The 17,004-nt window shown below is 58.7% G+C and carries 21 protein-coding genes and 1 tRNA gene; 12 read left to right on the top strand and 10 right to left on the bottom strand.

Features of this window, described 5'->3' with window-relative positions:
* Nucleotides 1-143: 143 nt before the first annotated feature.
* On the bottom strand, nt 144-1,088 hold the full coding sequence (locus tag NW829_RS02195) for a PLP-dependent cysteine synthase family protein (RefSeq protein ID WP_148202762.1): 945 nt from the start codon (nt 1,086-1,088) through the stop codon (nt 144-146).
* A 168-nt stretch (nt 1,089-1,256) separates the two neighbouring features.
* Between NW829_RS02195 and NW829_RS02190 the strand changes: the two genes are divergently transcribed.
* The 3 genes from NW829_RS02190 to NW829_RS02180 all read left to right on the top strand — a co-directional run bounded on the left by NW829_RS02190 (nt 1,257) and on the right by NW829_RS02180 (nt 3,966).
* A complete protein-coding gene (locus NW829_RS02190) occupies nt 1,257-2,405 on the top strand; it encodes a cob(I)yrinic acid a,c-diamide adenosyltransferase (protein ID WP_041436711.1) in 1,149 nt (382 codons plus the stop codon).
* Between the two features lie 71 nt (nt 2,406-2,476).
* Nucleotides 2,477-3,154, top strand: coding sequence for a lysophospholipid acyltransferase family protein (locus tag NW829_RS02185; protein ID WP_414416335.1), 678 nt, complete (start codon nt 2,477-2,479; stop codon nt 3,152-3,154).
* Entirely contained in the window at nt 3,151-3,966 is an 816-nt protein-coding gene (locus NW829_RS02180) for an alpha/beta fold hydrolase (RefSeq protein ID WP_414390959.1), read from the top strand. The genes NW829_RS02185 and NW829_RS02180 overlap by 4 nt, the downstream gene beginning before the upstream one ends.
* On the opposite strand, the gene NW829_RS02175 is transcribed toward NW829_RS02180, so the two are convergent.
* A complete protein-coding gene (locus tag NW829_RS02175) occupies nt 3,944-4,669 on the bottom strand; it encodes an HAD-IA family hydrolase (protein WP_011433888.1) in 726 nt (241 codons plus the stop codon). The two genes, NW829_RS02180 and NW829_RS02175, sit on opposite strands and share 23 nt — an antisense overlap.
* Nucleotides 4,666-5,649: a PhoH family protein gene (locus NW829_RS02170; protein WP_414330856.1), complete on the bottom strand. Its 984-nt coding sequence runs from the start codon at nt 5,647-5,649 to the stop codon at nt 4,666-4,668. The genes NW829_RS02175 and NW829_RS02170 overlap by 4 nt, the downstream gene beginning before the upstream one ends.
* Before the next feature lie 555 nt (nt 5,650-6,204).
* Here NW829_RS02170 and NW829_RS02165 point away from each other — a divergent pair.
* Both NW829_RS02165 and NW829_RS02160 read left to right on the top strand, forming a co-directional pair.
* The gene (locus NW829_RS02165; RefSeq protein WP_414416334.1) at nt 6,205-6,753 is read left to right on the top strand and encodes a hypothetical protein; all 549 of its coding nucleotides are present in this window, start codon (nt 6,205-6,207) and stop codon (nt 6,751-6,753) included.
* A 155-nt stretch (nt 6,754-6,908) separates the two neighbouring features.
* Nucleotides 6,909-6,999 (top strand) — tRNA-Ser (locus tag NW829_RS02160).
* 223 nt (nt 7,000-7,222) lie between these two features.
* On the opposite strand, the gene NW829_RS02155 is transcribed toward NW829_RS02160, so the two are convergent.
* The 3 genes from NW829_RS02155 to NW829_RS02145 form a co-directional block, all read right to left on the bottom strand.
* Nucleotides 7,223-7,534, bottom strand: coding sequence for a hypothetical protein (locus NW829_RS02155; RefSeq protein ID WP_011433892.1), 312 nt, complete (start codon nt 7,532-7,534; stop codon nt 7,223-7,225).
* A gap of 153 nt (nt 7,535-7,687) precedes the next feature.
* On the bottom strand, nt 7,688-7,975 hold the full coding sequence (locus NW829_RS02150) for a hypothetical protein (RefSeq protein ID WP_414384205.1): 288 nt from the start codon (nt 7,973-7,975) through the stop codon (nt 7,688-7,690).
* Nucleotides 7,976-8,105: 130 nt separating this feature from the next.
* The gene (locus NW829_RS02145; RefSeq protein ID WP_414413555.1) at nt 8,106-8,426 is read right to left on the bottom strand and encodes a hypothetical protein; all 321 of its coding nucleotides are present in this window, start codon (nt 8,424-8,426) and stop codon (nt 8,106-8,108) included.
* A 110-nt stretch (nt 8,427-8,536) separates the two neighbouring features.
* Between NW829_RS02145 and NW829_RS02140 the strand changes: the two genes are divergently transcribed.
* Nucleotides 8,537-9,667 (top strand): geranylgeranyl reductase family protein, encoded by a 1,131-nt coding sequence (locus NW829_RS02140; RefSeq protein ID WP_414413554.1) that lies wholly within the window; start codon nt 8,537-8,539, stop codon nt 9,665-9,667.
* On the opposite strand, the gene NW829_RS02135 is transcribed toward NW829_RS02140, so the two are convergent.
* The 3 genes from NW829_RS02135 to NW829_RS02125 form a co-directional block, all read right to left on the bottom strand.
* Nucleotides 9,644-10,156: an ATP-binding protein gene (locus NW829_RS02135; protein ID WP_414402360.1), complete on the bottom strand. Its 513-nt coding sequence runs from the start codon at nt 10,154-10,156 to the stop codon at nt 9,644-9,646. The genes NW829_RS02140 and NW829_RS02135 overlap by 24 nt on opposite strands.
* A 119-nt stretch (nt 10,157-10,275) precedes the next feature.
* Nucleotides 10,276-11,019: an OmpA family protein gene (locus NW829_RS02130; RefSeq protein WP_414416333.1), complete on the bottom strand. Its 744-nt coding sequence runs from the start codon at nt 11,017-11,019 to the stop codon at nt 10,276-10,278.
* Nucleotides 11,020-11,254: 235 nt separating this feature from the next.
* Complete coding sequence (locus NW829_RS02125) at nt 11,255-11,914, bottom strand: XRE family transcriptional regulator (protein ID WP_414342003.1); 660 nt, start codon at nt 11,912-11,914, stop codon at nt 11,255-11,257.
* A gap of 403 nt (nt 11,915-12,317) precedes the next feature.
* Between NW829_RS02125 and NW829_RS02120 the strand changes: the two genes are divergently transcribed.
* The 6 genes from NW829_RS02120 to NW829_RS02095 all read left to right on the top strand — a co-directional run bounded on the left by NW829_RS02120 (nt 12,318) and on the right by NW829_RS02095 (nt 15,801).
* Nucleotides 12,318-12,566, top strand: a complete 249-nt coding sequence (locus tag NW829_RS02120) for a hypothetical protein (protein WP_011433899.1) — start codon at nt 12,318-12,320, stop codon at nt 12,564-12,566.
* Nucleotides 12,567-12,666: 100 nt separating this feature from the next.
* Nucleotides 12,667-13,029: a photosynthetic/respiratory NAD(P)H-quinone oxidoreductase subunit C gene (gene ndhC, locus NW829_RS02115; RefSeq protein WP_011433900.1), complete on the top strand. Its 363-nt coding sequence runs from the start codon at nt 12,667-12,669 to the stop codon at nt 13,027-13,029.
* Complete coding sequence (locus NW829_RS02110) at nt 13,020-13,760, top strand: NADH dehydrogenase subunit K (protein ID WP_414331499.1); 741 nt, start codon at nt 13,020-13,022, stop codon at nt 13,758-13,760. Before ndhC ends, NW829_RS02110 begins: the two co-directional genes overlap by 10 nt.
* A 1-nt stretch (nt 13,761) precedes the next feature.
* Nucleotides 13,762-14,313, top strand: a complete 552-nt coding sequence (locus NW829_RS02105; RefSeq protein ID WP_011433902.1) for an NAD(P)H-quinone oxidoreductase subunit J — start codon at nt 13,762-13,764, stop codon at nt 14,311-14,313.
* Between the two features lie 47 nt (nt 14,314-14,360).
* Nucleotides 14,361-14,534 (top strand): hypothetical protein, encoded by a 174-nt coding sequence (locus NW829_RS02100; RefSeq protein ID WP_011433903.1) that lies wholly within the window; start codon nt 14,361-14,363, stop codon nt 14,532-14,534.
* A 40-nt stretch (nt 14,535-14,574) separates the two neighbouring features.
* Complete coding sequence (locus NW829_RS02095; RefSeq protein WP_414416332.1) at nt 14,575-15,801, top strand: class I SAM-dependent methyltransferase; 1,227 nt, start codon at nt 14,575-14,577, stop codon at nt 15,799-15,801.
* A 35-nt stretch (nt 15,802-15,836) separates the two neighbouring features.
* Here NW829_RS02095 and NW829_RS02090 read toward each other — a convergent pair whose 3' ends face one another.
* Entirely contained in the window at nt 15,837-16,703 is an 867-nt protein-coding gene (locus tag NW829_RS02090) for a hypothetical protein (protein ID WP_414412951.1), read from the bottom strand.
* Between the last annotated feature and the right edge of the window lie 301 nt (nt 16,704-17,004).

Below are 17,004 nucleotides of genomic sequence, written 5' to 3'. Positions count from 1 at the left end.
AGGTACGTGACATACTCCCACACTCATGCTGACGCAAAGCGCTCCGCGCCGCCAAAGCGAGAGAGTGCAGGCTTCAAGGACTCCGTCCCGCTGACGGGAAGGGTAGCCCGCGCCCTGTCCACAGGACGAGCGCCGGGAGGATGTCACTCCTCTGTCCAGAAACGCTCGGAAAGATATTTGTCAGCCCCGTCGCAAAAGATGGTCACCACCACTCCAGAGGAGAGCTGACGGGCCACCTCTAGGGCTGCCACCACATTGGCGCCGGCAGAGATGCCCACCAGCAGGCCTTCTTCCAACGCCAAGCGCTTGACCATTTTCTGGGCTGCTTCTGTGGAGATCTCAATGTGCTGGTCAGGCAGGGTGGGATCGTAAATCTCGGGTTTTAGAGCTGTGGCCATGTGCTTGAGCCCTTCCAGGCCATGGAAGGGAGAGTCGGGCTGCATGGCAATGATTTGGATATCCGGGCGATACTCTCGCAGGCGCCGCCCCACCCCCATACAGGTGCCGCTGGTGCCTAGCCCGGTAACAAAATGGGTGACCTGCCCCTGGGTTTGCTCCCAAATCTCCACCCCAGTGGTTTCGTAGTGGGCTTGCCAGTTGGCGGGGTTGCTGTACTGGTCAGGGTAGAAATAAAGCTCGGGGTTTTCCGCATAGAGGGCGCGGGCTTTCTCGATGGCCCCATCGGATCCCAGAGCGGGATCCGTCAGAACCAAGTCCACGCCGTAGGCAGCCAGGATCTTCTTGCGCTCTGGGCTGGCGTTGGCGGGAAGAGCCAGCTTGACCTTGTAGCCCAAGGCGGCCCCGATCCAGGCATAGGCGATGCCGGTGTTACCGCTGGTGGCATCGAGGATGATCTTGCCGGGGGTAAGCTTGCCCTGGCGTTCGCCAGCGCGAATCATGTTGAGGGCCGGGCGATCCTTGACTGAACCCCCAGGGTTGTACCACTCTGCCTTGCCATATACCCGTACCGATTCCGGCAAATCGGCAGCAACCCGCCGCAGACGGATCAGCGGCGTCCCCCCTACCAGCTCAATAGGGCTATCCACAGCAGGGAGTAACGGGCGAGAAGAAAATGCAGTCGGATACAAGGGGGATCCCTCGCTAGACAGGCATCGGCTGGACAACCATTGCTCATCTTACCCCGGTCTTTCCGGCCTCTTGGGAGCTTTTTAGTTTCCCCCTCCTGCCCAAGTTCTGGCTAGGCTCCAAGTAGGCTCTAAGATGGGGGTAGAAAAGTGGGATTTTCCCACAGCAGGATGACGCGGAGGGGCATGGCAGAAATTGGGATTGTGACTGCCCAGCAGTTTGATCGGCGACGGGGCCAGATCCATGTCTACGACGGCGAGGGCAAAGGCAAGTCCCAGGCGGCCCTAGGGGTTGTGCTGCGTTCCATTGGCTTGGGGATCGAAAAGGCGGCCCCCAGCCGGGTGTTGCTGGTGCGGTTTCTCAAGGGGCCAGGCCGAACCTATGCCGAGGATGCAGCCATTGCGGCTCTGCAGCGAGGTTTCCCCCATCTCATCGATCAATTGCGCACCGGGCGGGGAGAGTTTTTCGGCCCAGACGAGATCACCAAGTTTGACCGTCAGGAGGCCCGCCGTGGCTGGGACGTGGCCAAAGGGGCTTTGGCGTCGGGGTTTTACTCGGTGGTGGTGCTGGATGAGCTCAACCCGGTGCTGGATCTGGGCCTGTTGCCTGTGGAGGAGGTGGTCAGTACCCTCAAGCAAAAGCCGGAGGCCATGGAGGTGATCATCACCGGGCGCGGCGCTCCCAAGGAAATTATCGACCTGGCGGATTTGCATTCGGAAATGCGCAGTGTCCGGCGGGCGACGGATCCCCAAAACGGCCAACCCCCTTGCAGCGGCATCGAGATCTACACCGGCAACGGCAAGGGAAAATCCACCAGCGCTCTGGGTCGGGCTCTGCAAGCCATTGGGCGCGGCATCAGCAAGGATCTCTCCCATCGCGTGCTGATCATGCAATGGCTGAAGGGGGGAACAGGCTACACCGAGGATGCAGCCATTCGGGCCTTGCGGGAAAGCTACCCCGATTTGGTGGATCACCAGCGCTGCGGTCGGGATGCCATTGTCTGGCGGGGCAAACAACAGGAAATCGACTATGTAGAAGCGGAGCGGGGCTGGGAGTTGGCGCGGGCGGCCATCGCTTCTGGCCTGTACAAAACCATCATCCTGGATGAGCTGAACCCGACAGTGGATCTGGAGCTGCTGGACGTGGAGCCGATTGTCCAGGCTTTGCTGCGCAAGCCGCGGGACACGGAGATCATCATCACGGGGCGGTGCCATGCCCCCTTACCTTACTTTGAGCTGGCCTCTGTCCACTCGGAAATGGTGAGCCACAAGCACTATGCCGAGCAGGGGGCCGATCTGCGGCGCGGGGTGGACTATTGATGGGATCCTTCGCAGCGTTCTCAGCCAATTCTGCTCTCTCTTGGCCTCCAGACCCCAGGATGCTGGCCCAGTTGTTGCTTACCCTTTTCCAGACGGAAGTGTGGGTGGAGGGAGGGGAGCGTGTTCCTGCTGGCCCGCTGGTGGTGGTGAGCAATCACCGCAGTTTTCTGGATGCACCGGTGCTGATCGCGGGGTTGGGCCGACCGATTCGCTTTGCCTGCCATTACTACCTGGCTCAGGTGCCGCTGCTGCGGGAGATCGCCTTGGCTTTGGACTGCATTCCCCTCAAGCAGGGATCCCGACAGCAAATCCATTTTTTTCGCCAGGCGCAGGCCAGTTTGGCAGCGGGGGTGGGTGTGGGGATCTTCCCAGAAGGGGCGGAGCAGATCACCCGTGAGACCTCGCCTGGGGAGGTGGGGCGGTTTCAGCCAGGTTTTGCCCACCTGGCGCTGGCGGCAGCGGTGGATCCCTTGCCGATTCTGCCGGTGGCGGTGTGGGCGCAGGAAGAATGGCGGGGAGTAGATATTCCTATGGCTTTTTTCCGCTGGTTTGACCCCACTGAACCCCGATTTCAACAGGAAGGGGGACATCCGGTGGTGTTGTATCGGCGGGTGGTGCTCAGGGTGGGATCCCCCCTTTGGGTGGGCAGGAAGCAGCGCCAGGGATCCCGACGCGAGCGAATGCAGGTCATTCAAGAGCTAACTGCAGCGGCCCGAGAACAGGTGCGATTGGGATTGGTAGAGAGATGAGAAAGTTGAGTGGCGAGCCGGTAGCATCTGCCTCCAGCTTGGTCAGCCCGGCAACGGGAGCGGTCGGTCAGGAGCGGCCCCTGCTGCTGTATTTGCCCGGTATGGATGGCACAGGTACGTTGTTTTACCGGCAGGCGCAGGCTCTGCAGCGGGAGTTTCGCATTCGCCCCCTGAGTTTGAACCACCCGGAAGCGGGGGATAGCTGGGAAACCCTGGCCGATTGGGTGGGATCCCAGCTAGAAGCGGGGGCGTATTTGTGTGGGGAATCTTTCGGGGCCTGCCTGGCCTTGTTGGTGGCTGCCCAATGGCCGGAACGGTGCCGTGGCCTCATTTTGGTCAATCCGGCCTCGTCGCTGCGACGCAGGCCCTGGTGGTGGGCAGGACATGTTCTCTTGCCCTTTTTGCCGCCGGCGCTCTATCACCAGTTGTCGGAGCGAGGGTTGGGGGCTTTGGCGGAGCTCAGCCAAATGGAGCCGCCGGATCAGGAGCGGCTGCGCCAGGCAGTTCACAGTGTTGAACCCACAGTAGCTGCTCGGCGCTTGGCTTTGCTGGGATCCTTTGCTGTGGAGAAGCTGCCCCTGGAGTCGATGACCCTGCCAACTTTGCTGGTGGCGGGGGGGCGGGATCGCCTGTTGCCCTCGGTGCAGGAGGTGGGCTGGCTGGCGGAACGGCTGCCCCAGGCGCAGGTAGAAATCTCGCCCCAGAGCGGCCACGCTTGCCTGCTGGAGCGGCGGATGAACCTGCGGCGTTACCTGCTCAAGCCGGATGGCCTTTTTGCCCCTCTGCTGCTCAATTCTGCTTCGGCCCATTGAGCATGGACAGGGATCCCCACAGATCTTCTATCCGCTCTGGGCAGGAGCTATCCTTCCCCTCTCGATCCAGCCAAAGGGCTCGCAAGCCTGCTGCTTTTGCCCCCTGATAATCGTCGCGGCGGCTGTCGCCGATGTGGCCGGCGGCTGCGGGGGGGATCCCGTGGGCTGCCAGGGCAGCTTGGAAGATGCGGGGATCGGGCTTGGCATAGCCCACTTGGGTGGAGAGGGTGAGGGTGGAAAAGTAGGGATCCAACTGCAACTGCTGCAGCACCCTGGGCAAGCGGCTGTCGAAGTTGGAGATCACCCCCAACCGGATCCCTTCCTGCTGCAGGGCCCGCAAAGCCGGCAGCGTCTCGGGATACAGCTCCCAGGGATCCGCCCCGGCAAAGTGCTCAAACAATTGGGCGAAAAAGTCTTCAAACCGGTGCTCTCCGAAGGCAGCCAGGGATCCCACCCGGGCAAAAGTCTCCCGCACCACCTGGCGCCACCAGGTCCGCTCCCACTCCCGCAAAGGGGATCCCGTCAATCCTGGGCAGGCCGGGGCTGGAGCCTGGGCAAAAACTTGGCCAAAAGCGCGATCCAAGGCCTGGGGATCCACCCTTACCCCATACTCCGCTGCCACCTGGCTGTAAACCTGGCCCACGCTGCCCCGCACCCGAAACAAAGTGCCCACAGCGTCGAAAAAGAGCACCCTCAGCTTCACGACTGCCCCTCGTAGCGGGCGTAGGCATCGACAATCCGCTGCACCAGAGGGTGGCGCACCACATCCCGCTGGTCGAAGTAGCAAAAGGCAACCCCCTCTACCCCTGTCAGAATGCGCTCTGCCGCTGCCAGGCCGGACATGCGATGTTTGCCCAGATCCGTTTGGGTGAGATCCCCGGTAACCACCATACGCGACCGGAATCCCAGCCGCGTGAGGGCCATCTTCATCTGCTCGGGGGTGGTGTTCTGGGCTTCGTCCAAAATGATGAAGGCATTGCTCAAAGTACGGCCTCGCATGTAGGCCAGCGGCGCCACCTCGATCACCCCCTGCTCCATCAACTGCGGCAGCTTGGCCGGGTCGATAAACTCGAACAGGGCATCGTAAAGGGGCCGCAGATAGGGATCCACCTTTTCCACCAGATCCCCCGGCAAAAACCCCAGTTTTTCTCCCGCCTCCACAGCCGGGCGAGTCAAGATCAAACGCTCGTACTCCCGGTTTTGTAGGGCAGCAATGGCCACAACGGCAGCCAGATAGGTTTTTCCTGTGCCCGCCGGTCCAATGCCAAAGCAGAGGTCGTGGGTGCGAATGGCTCGCACGTACTCCTGTTGGCGGGGCGTTTTCGGTCGGATAAGCTCCCCTTTGCGGGTGCGGGCCAAAATCCCTGCTTGTGCTTGCTGGTAGGCGGCAGCCTCTTGTCCGGAGAGGGCGCGAAAAGCTTGCTCTGCATCGATCACAGTAACAGGGTGCCCAGTTTGCCAAAGCGGCCTCAGCAATTCTAGCCATTGCCGCACCTGCTGCCGCTGTTGGGGAGTGCCTTTCAGGTACAGGTCTTGTCCGCGCAGCGTTACAGAAGCACCGCTGGAGCGACTGATCCACCTCAGGTTGGCCTCCTGAGTGCCCGCCAAAGACATGGCCTGTTGAGGATTGGACAGAGAGATGACTTCGAAATCAGAAGAGAGGGAAGTAGGGTTGTCGTGCATGCCGTGGGCGCCGGGCACCCTGGGAGACCTGTAGGGGTGATCTTACCAAAAACGCTTGTCAGGGCGCTCTGGGCTGTGGAAAGCCGCTGCAGAGCCCAGGGGTCGAGCGCAAGAGTGCTTAACAGGGGATTACACCATTAATGTGTTCCAAAATACAAGCTTCTGGAAGATCTGCAGCAAACCTGGATTTGGGTTCCGGCCTTCATTGGCAGCCGAGTCACAGGGAATTAACAACTCCCTAAGGTTCCCTAAAAAAGTATTGCAAAGGGCTATCTTTTCGGGAATAGCTCTTATTCATCAAGTAACGTTGATCTATCTGCTAAAGGAGCTTGAACTCCCAGTCTCTCGTCGGTCGGGCAAGAGCTTGAGGTTTTCAACTCCGTTGGTCATCGTGCATCTGACATTCTCCATCCAGCAGCAGGGATGTGGATGGGGGTCTCTTACAACCTTTCCCTAGACACATTTTTGGGATCCCTGCGGCTCCTCAATCTCTGGGGAGGGAGCCCATCCTTTCTGGAGTCATTTTGAAAAATCAGATGGAAACAGGAGAGATAGATGTTTACCCAATCTGCGTCTGATACTCTGGGGTTGGCACAACTGGATTTGGCGCAAATTCCGCGGCAGATCACCTGCGATGGCAGTGACTTGGATTGGAGCCAGGCCCTGGCCATCGAAGGGATCCAACCTGAAGAAGAAGCTTTACAGGCTTGGATGGCTTTCCGTGACCTGCGGGTGAACCAAGAGGCGGGCAACATTTTACGCTGGCAAGGGCGTCCGTTGCGGGCCAGCCGTATCCGCTTTTTCCCCAGGAATGTGGCTTGGCGCTATGGCTTCTCGTTTTCCACCAGCATCCGCTCGCCCTTTGGCAAAGGGATCCCGACCCCTGAGGAGTGGCGCTACCCGGGCCTCTGCCGCTACGGGATTGTGCTGTTTCAACCCAACGCCCAACTGGTGGCCCATCAGGTTTTCGAGTCCTCGCCAGAGCAGCCCCAAGAGGTGGATCTGGATCCCAGCCTGGATATTGCCTTCAACATCAATGACGCCAAGGGCAGCTACGGCGACAATAGCGGCAGCTTCGATATTTACCTGCAGGTGGTGAGCTAGACTCACCCAACCCCAGGAGGGATCCCGGCTGATCGCGATAGCGGGACGGAGTCTTTGCAGGGCGGGTCAGGGGGCAGTTGCCGGGTGGGATCCCATCCCCTACAATGAGTGAACTGGTGGCTGGATCCCAGCTTGCCATTGCCCTTCCTGGCCCTGGAGAGGTGGCTGAGTGGTCGAAAGCGGCTTCCTGCTAAGAAGTTACGGGGCCCAAAAGCTCCGTCGAGGGTTCGAATCCCTCCCTCTCCGTCCATATTTGCTGACCAAGGTTGTTGACGTCCTCTGCGCGCCGTTAGCTTACTTCCCCATAGCGGTAGGGCGGGGCTTTTCTCAGTAGCTCGGGCGTCTCAGACTAACCTGAAACGACCATAGAGGCCAACTCCGCTACCAGTCATGGGTCGTGGAAGCAGGAAGAAATCAGAGACGTCACCTCCTATTGGGGTTTCGTAAGTTTTTCAGAGGGGTGTAGTCCTCAATCCAAATAGGCGCTCAACTCCTGCTCCAATGTAGGCAGTTGCACCTCTCCCTGCTCCAGCTCTTCCAAATCTTCCAGTTGCTTGCGCAAACGGGCGATCCGCTCTTGCAGGCACTCTTTGATGCCTTTGGCCCCCAAACCGAGGCAGCTGCGGCAGACTTCCCCGTAGATTTGCCCGCGGTCGTTATAGACCACCGCCAGCAACACTTGGTGCCCTTTTTTCTGGATGGGGTTGGCCCATCCCCCACAGATAATGCAGGGCACTCGGCCATTGCCCCCGTAAATGCTGCGTTCCCAGACGATTCTCACGCTCAGCCTCAATGCAACTTGTTGCCCACCAGCATAAAAACCCAGGGGGATCCCTTGCCACCCCAAGATCCTTAAGATCCTCAATGGATCGCCGGCTCCCTTTTTTCTTCCTGAGAGAGGTTGGGGGTGAGAGCTAAAAAGGGATCCCGGCGGCTAGGTGCTGGGCCGGGCAGGTTGGGAGCGGTCGATGGTGCGATAGGTAAGGCTGGCAGCCACCTCCAGAGCTTTGGCGGCGTCGCGGAAATAAAACCCCAACTCCTCATCCTTCTCCGTGCGGTTGGGCTTGTTGAACTTGGCCTTGAACTGCACGTTGCAATACATGGCCAACCCCACCAGAACCTCTGACAGGCCGTGCTGGTTGATCAGCCGTTCCACATCCGTAAGCAGGCTTTTGATCAGAGCATCGGCTACCGGTTCTGGCAAACTGTCCAGGTCGTGCATGGGGGCTCCTCAACCAACAAGATCAAACGAGCCAACGGGTCTGGAAAATCGAGATGGATCTGGGATCCCGAAGGCAACCTCTCCTGATTTTCCTGCATCTTTTCCAGAATGCCCAATCCCCTTGCCAACGCTACCACCACTGCCGCAGCCAGCCCCACAGGCCCGGATAACGAATGGAGCGCTCCCGGGCCGCTTGCTCCAGATGATGGGCGTGGTCTTGGCTGCCGGGATGCCGCAGACGATTTAGGCGAATCAAATAGGCGTAGCGGCGGATTTGTTCTCGCAACTGCTCTGGGGGAAGGGCAAAGCACGCTGGGCAAAGGGGGCCGAGATCCAACCCCTTATCGTTGAATAGGTGACGAACTCGCTTCCCGCCCGCAAAACGCTTTCCGCAGGCGGCACAGTAGCAAGCTGAGGGCTGGTTGGCAAGGCGCTGCCAGCGAATTCGCATGGTCTTCCCGACAAAAAGGCAAGCAACGTGCAGGCAATTCGCTGTAGCCATAATAGGCTAGAAGCTGGTGAGCAGAACCCAGGATGGGGGGGCCTGGAGTATCGAAAACCATGCCGCAACTCTACGACTGTGTCATCGTCGGCGCCGGCCCTGCTGGAGGATCTGCCGCCTACCATCTGGCCAAGCGGGGACGCTCGGTGCTGGTTCTGGAAAAGGATCCCTTGCCCCGCTACAAACCCTGTGGGGGCGGCGTTTCTCCTATGGTGGCGGCTTGGTTTGACTTCGACTTTGGCCCCGCCATTTCCCTCAAGATCCGGCAAATCCGCTACACCTGGCGCGGCGGCGATCCGGTGGTGGTCGATTTGGATTTGAAAGAGCCCGTTTGGATGGTGCGGCGGGATATTTTCGACCACTACTTGATTCAGCAGGCGCAAAAGCAAGGGGCTGCGCTCCAGGCAGAATGCCCCGTCTCCGGCCTTGAGTGGCAAAGTGACCACTGGCAGGTGATGACATCCGCCGGCCCGGTCTGGGGTCGGTACGTGATTGGGGCCGATGGGGCAAAAGGCTCGATGGCCAAGTGGCTGGGCTTTCAGGAACGCCGTCGTCGCCTGGCTGCCGCCTTGGAAGCAGAAGTGCCCCTCTCGCAGCCGCAAACTGCAGCCGCCCATTTTGACTTCGGTGCCGTGAGCAATGGCTACATCTGGAACTTCCCCAAGGCCGATGGCTACTCAATTGGAGCCGGCACCTTTCGGGGTGGAGAAAAACAAAACCTGCGGGAAATTGCCGCCCAATATGCCCAAAGCTTTGGTGTGGACTTGAAATCGGTCAAGCCGTTTGGCCATCCCATCTGCCTCTGGGACGAAGATCAACCGCTACACACCCAAAATGCCCTCTTGGTGGGAGATGCCGCCTGCGTCATCGATCCGTTTACCGCTGAAGGGATCCGCCCGTCCCTTCTCACCGGCATGTTGGCGGCCCAGGCCATCGATCAAGCTCTAGGCGGGGATACAGAAGCTCTGGCGAACTACTCTGCCCGCGTGCAGCAGGAATGGGGCTCAGAAATGCGCTGGGCTAAGCGGATTGCGGCGTTGTTCTATCGCTTTCCGGGCGTGGGCTACAGGGTGGGCGTCAAACGACCGGGAGCCACTCGGCGCATGGGCCAGATCTTGGCCGGTGAACTGCGCTACAGCGATGTGGCCAGCTCAGCTATTCGCAAGTTAAGCGGTGGTCTGCTCGCCTAAGCCCGGCACCGACAGACGCGGGCGAGATCCAGGATCGTCGAAGCGCTTGCCGATCAACAGGCAGTTGCGACCATCCGCTTGGCGGCTGTAGCTGAGGTGAGTAGAGAGAGCTTTCATCAGCAAAATACCCCGTCCCCCCTCGGACTCAAGATTGGCGTTGGGCGATGTGGGATCCGACAAGTTCCGAGCAAATCCCTCCAGATCAAACTCCTGCCCCTGATCCCAGATGCGCAACTCCAGCCCTTGCGGCATCAGCAGCAGCTCAATGTCGATGGGCGTACTTTCCGGCAGAGCGCGGTGGGCGTGGCGAACGGCGTTGGTAAACCCCTCTACCAAAGCCAACTGACATTCCGCCCAAATGGGATCCGGGATGCCCGCATTTCGGAAAGACTCAAACCAGGTCAAAACCTGGTCAAGCGCGTCCAGGGTTGTGTCAACCCTCAGCGCAAACGTTTGCCTCTTGTCCAGAGGGATCCCTGCCGCGTTCAAAACCGAACCCCAACGATAAGGATTTAACCTGCACCCATCAATCCTGGCCGGATTGACCCTACCAGATTCTAGACCAGAGCCCTGCTGGGACGTGTCATCCCCCACTTTGGGGGGTGCAGCTAGGGAGCGATGACCAAATCCACACGGCGGTTCCGCTGCCGTCCGGCTTCTGTGTCGTTATCGGCAACGGGCAAGGTGGGACCAAAGCCAGAGGTTGTCCAACTGATGGGATGGCCTTCCGGCAGCAGCTTCGTCAAATAGTCCTTAACCGCATTGGCGCGGCGCAGAGAAAGGGCCAAGTTGTAGTTTAAGGGCCCGATGTTATCGGTGTGGCCATTCACTTGAACGCGGGCGCCGGGCATAGCTTCCAAGGACTTGGCCACCTGGGCCAACAGCGAGGCTGCTTCAGGTCGAATCTCGGCTTTGTCAAAATCGAACAGCAAATCGCCCGGCAGGCTGATGGTTTGGGTTCCCACCTGAAAGGAGGTTGGCGTTGTGGTCGGAGCCGGGGTGGGCGCAGAGGCGCTTTCTGCCCCTGGAGCGATCTCAGCAGCAGTGGAAGATTCCCTGACAGGCTCAGGGGCTGTTTGAGAACGCAGCCGTTGCAGCCGCGACTCCAATTCCTCAATTCTGATCAAGAGCTGGATCACCTGCTGGCGGATCTCCCGAATCTCTGCCTCCAGATCCGTGGGGCTCTCATGATTTTCCTCTGGATCTGCATCTGCTGTTGGGCTGGCCACCGGAGGATTGGCCTGGGGCGGGGCCAAGGTGGGCAGGATCGGTGGTGTGGGAGAAGCGGGTTGAGTGGGAGAGATGTTGGTCTCCGGCTGGGGCTGAGGTTGGGCCTGCTGGGGAAGCACCATCCCGACCCAGATTCCGCTGCTGACCAAGAGGATCCCGCTTAGGGAATGGAGAGCGACTGTTAGGAGCTGGGACGAACGAGCCATTGCAGGCAAACCTCCGGCTGGATGGGCGCAGGCAAGGAGCAGGAACTCCTCTCAACTCAACCCTCAAGACCCATCCTAACCGGCGACCCGATCTCGCCAAGGGGATTCTCGGTCGGTCAAGCTGCCACTTTCCGCCATCTGCTGCCAGAGGCTAATCAAAACTGATGCGACCTCGATAACGCCCTATGAGGGTTAGGCCGTTGATGGGATCCGCCAAATCCGCCACAAAGGGGGGAAAGCGGGGATTGTCGCTGATCACCTTCACCTGGGACCCAGGCAGGCGCTGCAGCCGTTTGACCAACAGATCTCCATCCATCTGAAAGACGTAAATGCCTTCACAGCCCAGGTCTCCACCCTCTTGCCGCTCCACAAAGATCCAGTCGCCATCCTCCAAGGTGGGAGACATGCTATCCCCCTGCACCCGAATCAGGCTCAGCTCGGCAGGATTTCCCTTCAAGTATGTCCGCAGCCAGTTTCGCTCAAAAGCAACCACCGATTCGATCGATTCTTCGCGCACCAACACCCCCGCTCCGGCAGAGGCGGCTACATCGACAAAAGGCACATACACATACTCTGCTTTCGCGTCGGGATGCAACTGCGGGGATCCCTCCCCTGTAATCAGCCAATTGAGGTTGACCTGGCCCACTTGGGCAATTTTCACGGCCTTGTCAATGCTGGGCACGGATCCCTTCAGGTAGCTGCGCAAGGCCGTATCGCTAATTCCGGCCCGTCGCCCAAACGCATAGACGGCTTCATCGCCAATCACCCATCGCAAGCGGTCTGCAAAAGAAGAGCCAGAGGAGATGGACATCGGCTTAACGCTACATATTGTGTATAAGCAGATTTTTACCACTATATCTTGACAAGTCAACAACCGGTGCAGCCATTTGGGGAGAATCTTCAACCTGAGCTGACCAAGCGGCAGAAGGGAAATCTCACTTATTGTTAGCAGGCTGGCTGGGGAATCCTACTGGCGCTACCGTGGTTTTGGGTTGTGTTCACAGCGGGTCAGCAGCGGGCCGGCACAGCTTACTCTACCCAAAAAGGTGCACGTGGGATCTTCACCAAGTGCTGGGGTAAGCTACCCTGTCTGTTGAACTTATTCCGGCAGTCTGTCTGGGTGAAAGATGCTGAGATATCGGCATTAGCGGCCCAAAAGGTTCGGTTCCCAGATTGCCTCTGGGTCTACTTCAAGCTGTTCTGCCTCAATCCCTATGGTTTCCTCTGACCTCAAGCGCTGGCTGGATAACTTCCTGATTGCCGTTGTCTTTCTGGTGTTCGCCGGGTTTGTCTGGTTTGTCTTTTCCGTAACCGGGGCTTTTCTTGGGATCCCACTGGGCTACAAACTTTGGATGCGGCTCTGGCTGCCTTTGTTTCAGCCGGCTTTGGGGATCCTGATGGCCGGGGCGGTGGTGAGCGGAGTGTGGGGCTGGCTGGAAAAACGCCGCTCCCAACAATCATGATCATCAATAGAACTGAAGATCCCGTGGCGCAGGGGAGCCCCAGACTGGCTCTATACTGGAAACGTATCTAAATGTTGAGCACCTGAGGCAGTCTGGCGTCGTGTTTGTTCTGTCCGGCTACGAGTATTTGCTGGTTTTTCTAATCGTCTGCTCTCTGCTGCCGATTTTGGCTCTGGGGGCTTCCGCACTCTTGGCGCCAAAGCGGCGGGGATCCCTGCGGCGCAGCACTTACGAGTCGGGCATGGAGCCGTTTGGGCAAGCCTGGATCCAGTTCAACATTCGCTACTACATGTTCGCACTGGTCTTCGTCATTTTCGATGTGGAGACGGTGTTCCTCTATCCCTGGGCAGTGGCGTTTCACCGCTTGGGGCTGTTGGCCTTTGTGGAGGCCCTGATTTTCATCGCCATCCTTGTGGTGGGTCTTGTGTACGCCTGGAGAAAAGGAGCATTGGAATGGTCATGACGTCTGAGAAATCGCAAGTCTTGTTTCCGGGGGCTGCCCCCCAGGTGACTACCGACCTCTCCAACAACGTCGTTCTGACGACGGTGAACGACCTGTACAACTGGGCTAAGATGTCCAGCCTCTGGCCGCTGCTCTACGGCACCGCCTGCTGCTTCATCGAGTTTGCCGCCATGCTGGGATCCCGCTTCGACTTCGACCGCTTTGGCCTGCTGCCTCGTTCTTCGCCGCGCACGGCTGATTTGATCATCACGGCAGGTACGGTCACCATGAAAATGGCGCCGGCGTTGGTCAAGCTTTACCAGCAAATGGCTGAGCCGAAGTACGTGATCGCCATGGGGGCCTGCACCATCAGCGGTGGCATGTTCAGCTCCGATTCCTACACGGCAGTGCGGGGGGTGGACAAGCTGATCCCGGTGGATGTGTACATTCCCGGCTGCCCTCCTCGTCCAGAAGCGATCATGGATGCCATTGTCAAGCTGCGCAAGAAGATCGCCGCCGAGGACATGCGGGAACGAGGCCGTCTGCAGCAAACCCACCGCTACTACACGGTTAAGCACAACCTCAAGCCTGTGCCGGAGATCATCACCGGCAAGTATCTGGAGAGCGAGACCCGCCAAGCTCCCCCGCCAGAGCTGGCTGCGGCCATTGGCCTGCCGGTGCCCCCGGCCTTGCAAACCGCCGACTTTAAGCGGGCGGAACAGCAGCTCAAAGCCTTGCAGGGAGGAGTGTGAGATGGCAGAGGAGAATGCCCAGGAAAAACAAGCGCCGCCATCCGCAGGCGAGCAGTCGGAACCCTTGGTGACGTTGGAGCGGGGCCCGGTTTCCCAGTTTCTGGCCGACAACGGCTTCGAGCACCAGTATTTGGGGAGAGACGCAGCGGGGGTAGAGCTGTTGGAGGTGGAGCGGGACTTTCTCCTACCCTTGTGTACCGCCCTCTATGCCTACGGCTTTAACTACCTGGAGTGTCAGTGCGGGTATGACCTGGGGGCAGGGCAGCCACTGGTCAGCCTTTACCACCTGATCAAGCTGTCAGACGGGGCGGATCGCCCTCAGGAGGTGCGGCTCCAGGTAAAGTTGCCTCGCCAGGATCCACGCCTACCTTCCGTATACTGGATTTGGAAGTCGGCGGATTGGCAGGAACGGGAAACCTACGACATGTACGGCATTGTTTTCGAGGGACACCCGAACCTGAAGCGGATTTTAATGCCGGAAGACTGGATAGGTTGGCCCCTGCGCAAGGACTACATCACGCCTGACTTCTATGAGCTGCAGGATGCCTACTGATTGGGGATCCCTGACTCGGTGAGCAGCGTTGAACAGGATGGGTTGAGATGTGGCCTTTTTTGCTCTTGGCAATCTATGCAGGTGGAGTTTGGTACTCGGCCCGCAAGGCGGATCGCATCTATTCGGGATCTGGGAAGTGGCTGGTATCGGCCCTCTGGCCGGTGCTGCTGCTCTCAAACCGTCAGTTTCGCCAAAATTGGCGTCGTCCCCTGAACAAGTAAGTTTGAGTTGAGTAAGTCTGGATCCCTGGAATCCTCGCCTGTGCTCGCTCCTGAGCAACACCCGCGCAACCCAAGCTTTCCTTTGTCATCACCTCAGGCCACGCAGAAGTTGCGGGAGTTGATTGTCAGCCGCATTCGCGCTCAGGGGCCGGTGACCTTTGCCCAGTTTATGGAGTGGGCTCTCTACGAGCCGGGGTTGGGCTATTACGAGCGGGGATCCCCGATTGGCCCCGACTACCTCACATCTCCCCACCTGGCGGCGGACTTTGCCCAACTGTTGGCAGAGCAGATCCTTCAGTTCTGGCACATTTTGGGATCCCCCCCTGACTTCAAGGTGATCGAGATGGGGGCGGGCAGCGGTCGCTTGGCCCAGGATTGGCTGACCTACGTGCGCTCCGCTAACCCCCCTTTTTGGCAGGCACTGGAATATGGGATCCTGGAGCGTTCTGCCCACCTGCGGCGGCTCCAGCAGGAGCGGTTGGCCCCTTTTGGGGAGAAGGTGCGCTGGTTGGATTGGGACGGGATCCCGGATGAGTCGGTCACAGGCTGTTTCTTCTCCAATGAGCTGGTGGATGCTTTTCCGGTGCATCGGGTGCAGGTGCAGGATGGGGCTTTGCGAGAAATCTATGTCGATTGCGGCGAGGCTGCAGAAGCCAACTTCCGGGAAGTGCTGGGGGATCTGTCCACCCCTGAGCTAAGAGAGTACTTCGCCCGTCTGGGGATCCCTGTAGAAACCTATCCGTCGGGCTACCAAACCGAGGTGAACCTAAAAGCCTTGGAGTGGCTGCAGCTCCTGGCCCGCAAGCTCCGGCGAGGCTACGTGCTCACCATCGATTATGGCCACACCGCCCAGCGCTACTACAGCCCCCACCGCGCCCAAGGTACGCTCCTGGCCTATCGACAGCACGGCAGCTACACGGATCCCTATGTTCGGGTGGGATCCCAGGATCTCACCGCTCATGTGGACTTTACCACCCTAGAGCAGGTGGGAGAATCTCTGGGGCTAAAATGTCTGGGGTTCACCCGGCAAAGCAGCTTTTTGGTCAACCTGGGATTGACCGAGCGGCTGGCCGCCCTTAGCCAAATGGGGAACCCGGTTGATGGCGAAGCTGTGGATGTGGGCCAGGTTTTGCGGCGGCGACATGCTCTTCACGCGCTGCTGGATCCCATGGGGTTGGGGGGCTTTGGGGTATTGGTGCAGGCCAAGGGCTTGATCCCCTCAGAACACGCTCACCCTCTGCGGGGCTTTGGCGAGCCAGAGCTGTGAACCGTTTCGGTGCTATTGGGATGGGATGTCTGCCCCTACCGGCTACCGTTGCCTTCCATCGATGCCAGTTCTGCCATTGCTCTGGCGCTATCTTCCAGGTTGTCGATTCGCTCCTCGAGGGTTGCAAGGACTTCGTCATATTTGTCGGCCCATGCGACGCCGGCGGCAGTTTTGGTCATGCGGGCCGAGCCAAGAGATACGTCTGAAGATCCTTTCGCGGGCATAGGTGACCGTTTAATGGAGTTACTAGAGCCTGTTGACCGACAAGCCTGGGTTAAGCGGGCAATATCCTGCTTCAGGAGATTCTGTTTTGATTGGAGTTGTTCTACCTTGGCTATGCCCTCCTTAAGGGACTGAATGAGTTTCTGTTTCTTGGCTTGTAAATCTCCAATCGAGGCTTTCAGACTTTGCTCTTCTGCGCGTAACTGAGGAAGTCGTTCTTCTTGAGATTGGATCTGGATCTCTGTTTCAAAATGAAGCTGAGGAGTTTGAGCTTGCGAACGAGCCTCATCATAAGGTTGGGCAGCAGCCACCCCCTTCTGCTGGACTTTTGCCCAATCTTCAAGGGCAGCACGCAGGTTGGCCAGTTCGCTTTGCAGTTGCTGTAGGTCTGAAGGAGTGATTTCGTTTTGCTTCTGTCGATTTTCGAGGTGCTGCAGAAGCTGGATTTTGGCTTTGGCCTCGCTTCCAGATAGAGCAGAAGCCACATAGCCCGTCATCCCCGTGGCCAAACCTGCTGCTCCTGCCTGCCACAGGGATCCTCCCGCCCCAAGGCCGCCAATAGCCACCGTAACTCCAGCCAACGCGGGAAAGGCAGTTATCCAAAGCTGGCGGCAGGAGAAAGGCAACATCATCGACCCCAGGGTGGAAGAGGAGATTGTCTTGAAGATTGTTTTGACCATAGGTAATGTTTGGGTAGGTTTTCTCTCACTCACAACTCCTCTTTTTTTAAGGAGAAAGGGGAGCTAGAACCAACACAAAGAACAAAGAACGCCTTAGAGACAATTTTACTGCACTATTTCACTGCACTTCATCACTGCACTTCAAGATGACTCTGGTATACTGCTGAGGTTACAGTTCTTTACGCCATCCCTCCAGTATGGCCACAACTACAAGTCAATCGCCACTCTAAACCTGCAAGAGCCACTTCAGCTAGAAATTGCAGGAGCCCCGCACTGTACCCGTAGGGTCGGTGTCGGGAGG

It is taken from the genome of Synechococcus sp. R55.8 (genome assembly GCF_047461895.1).
In the GTDB taxonomy this organism is placed as follows: Bacteria; Cyanobacteriota; Cyanobacteriia; order Thermostichales; family Thermostichaceae; genus Thermostichus.
This window is presented reverse-complemented; position numbering and strand designations above follow the sequence as displayed.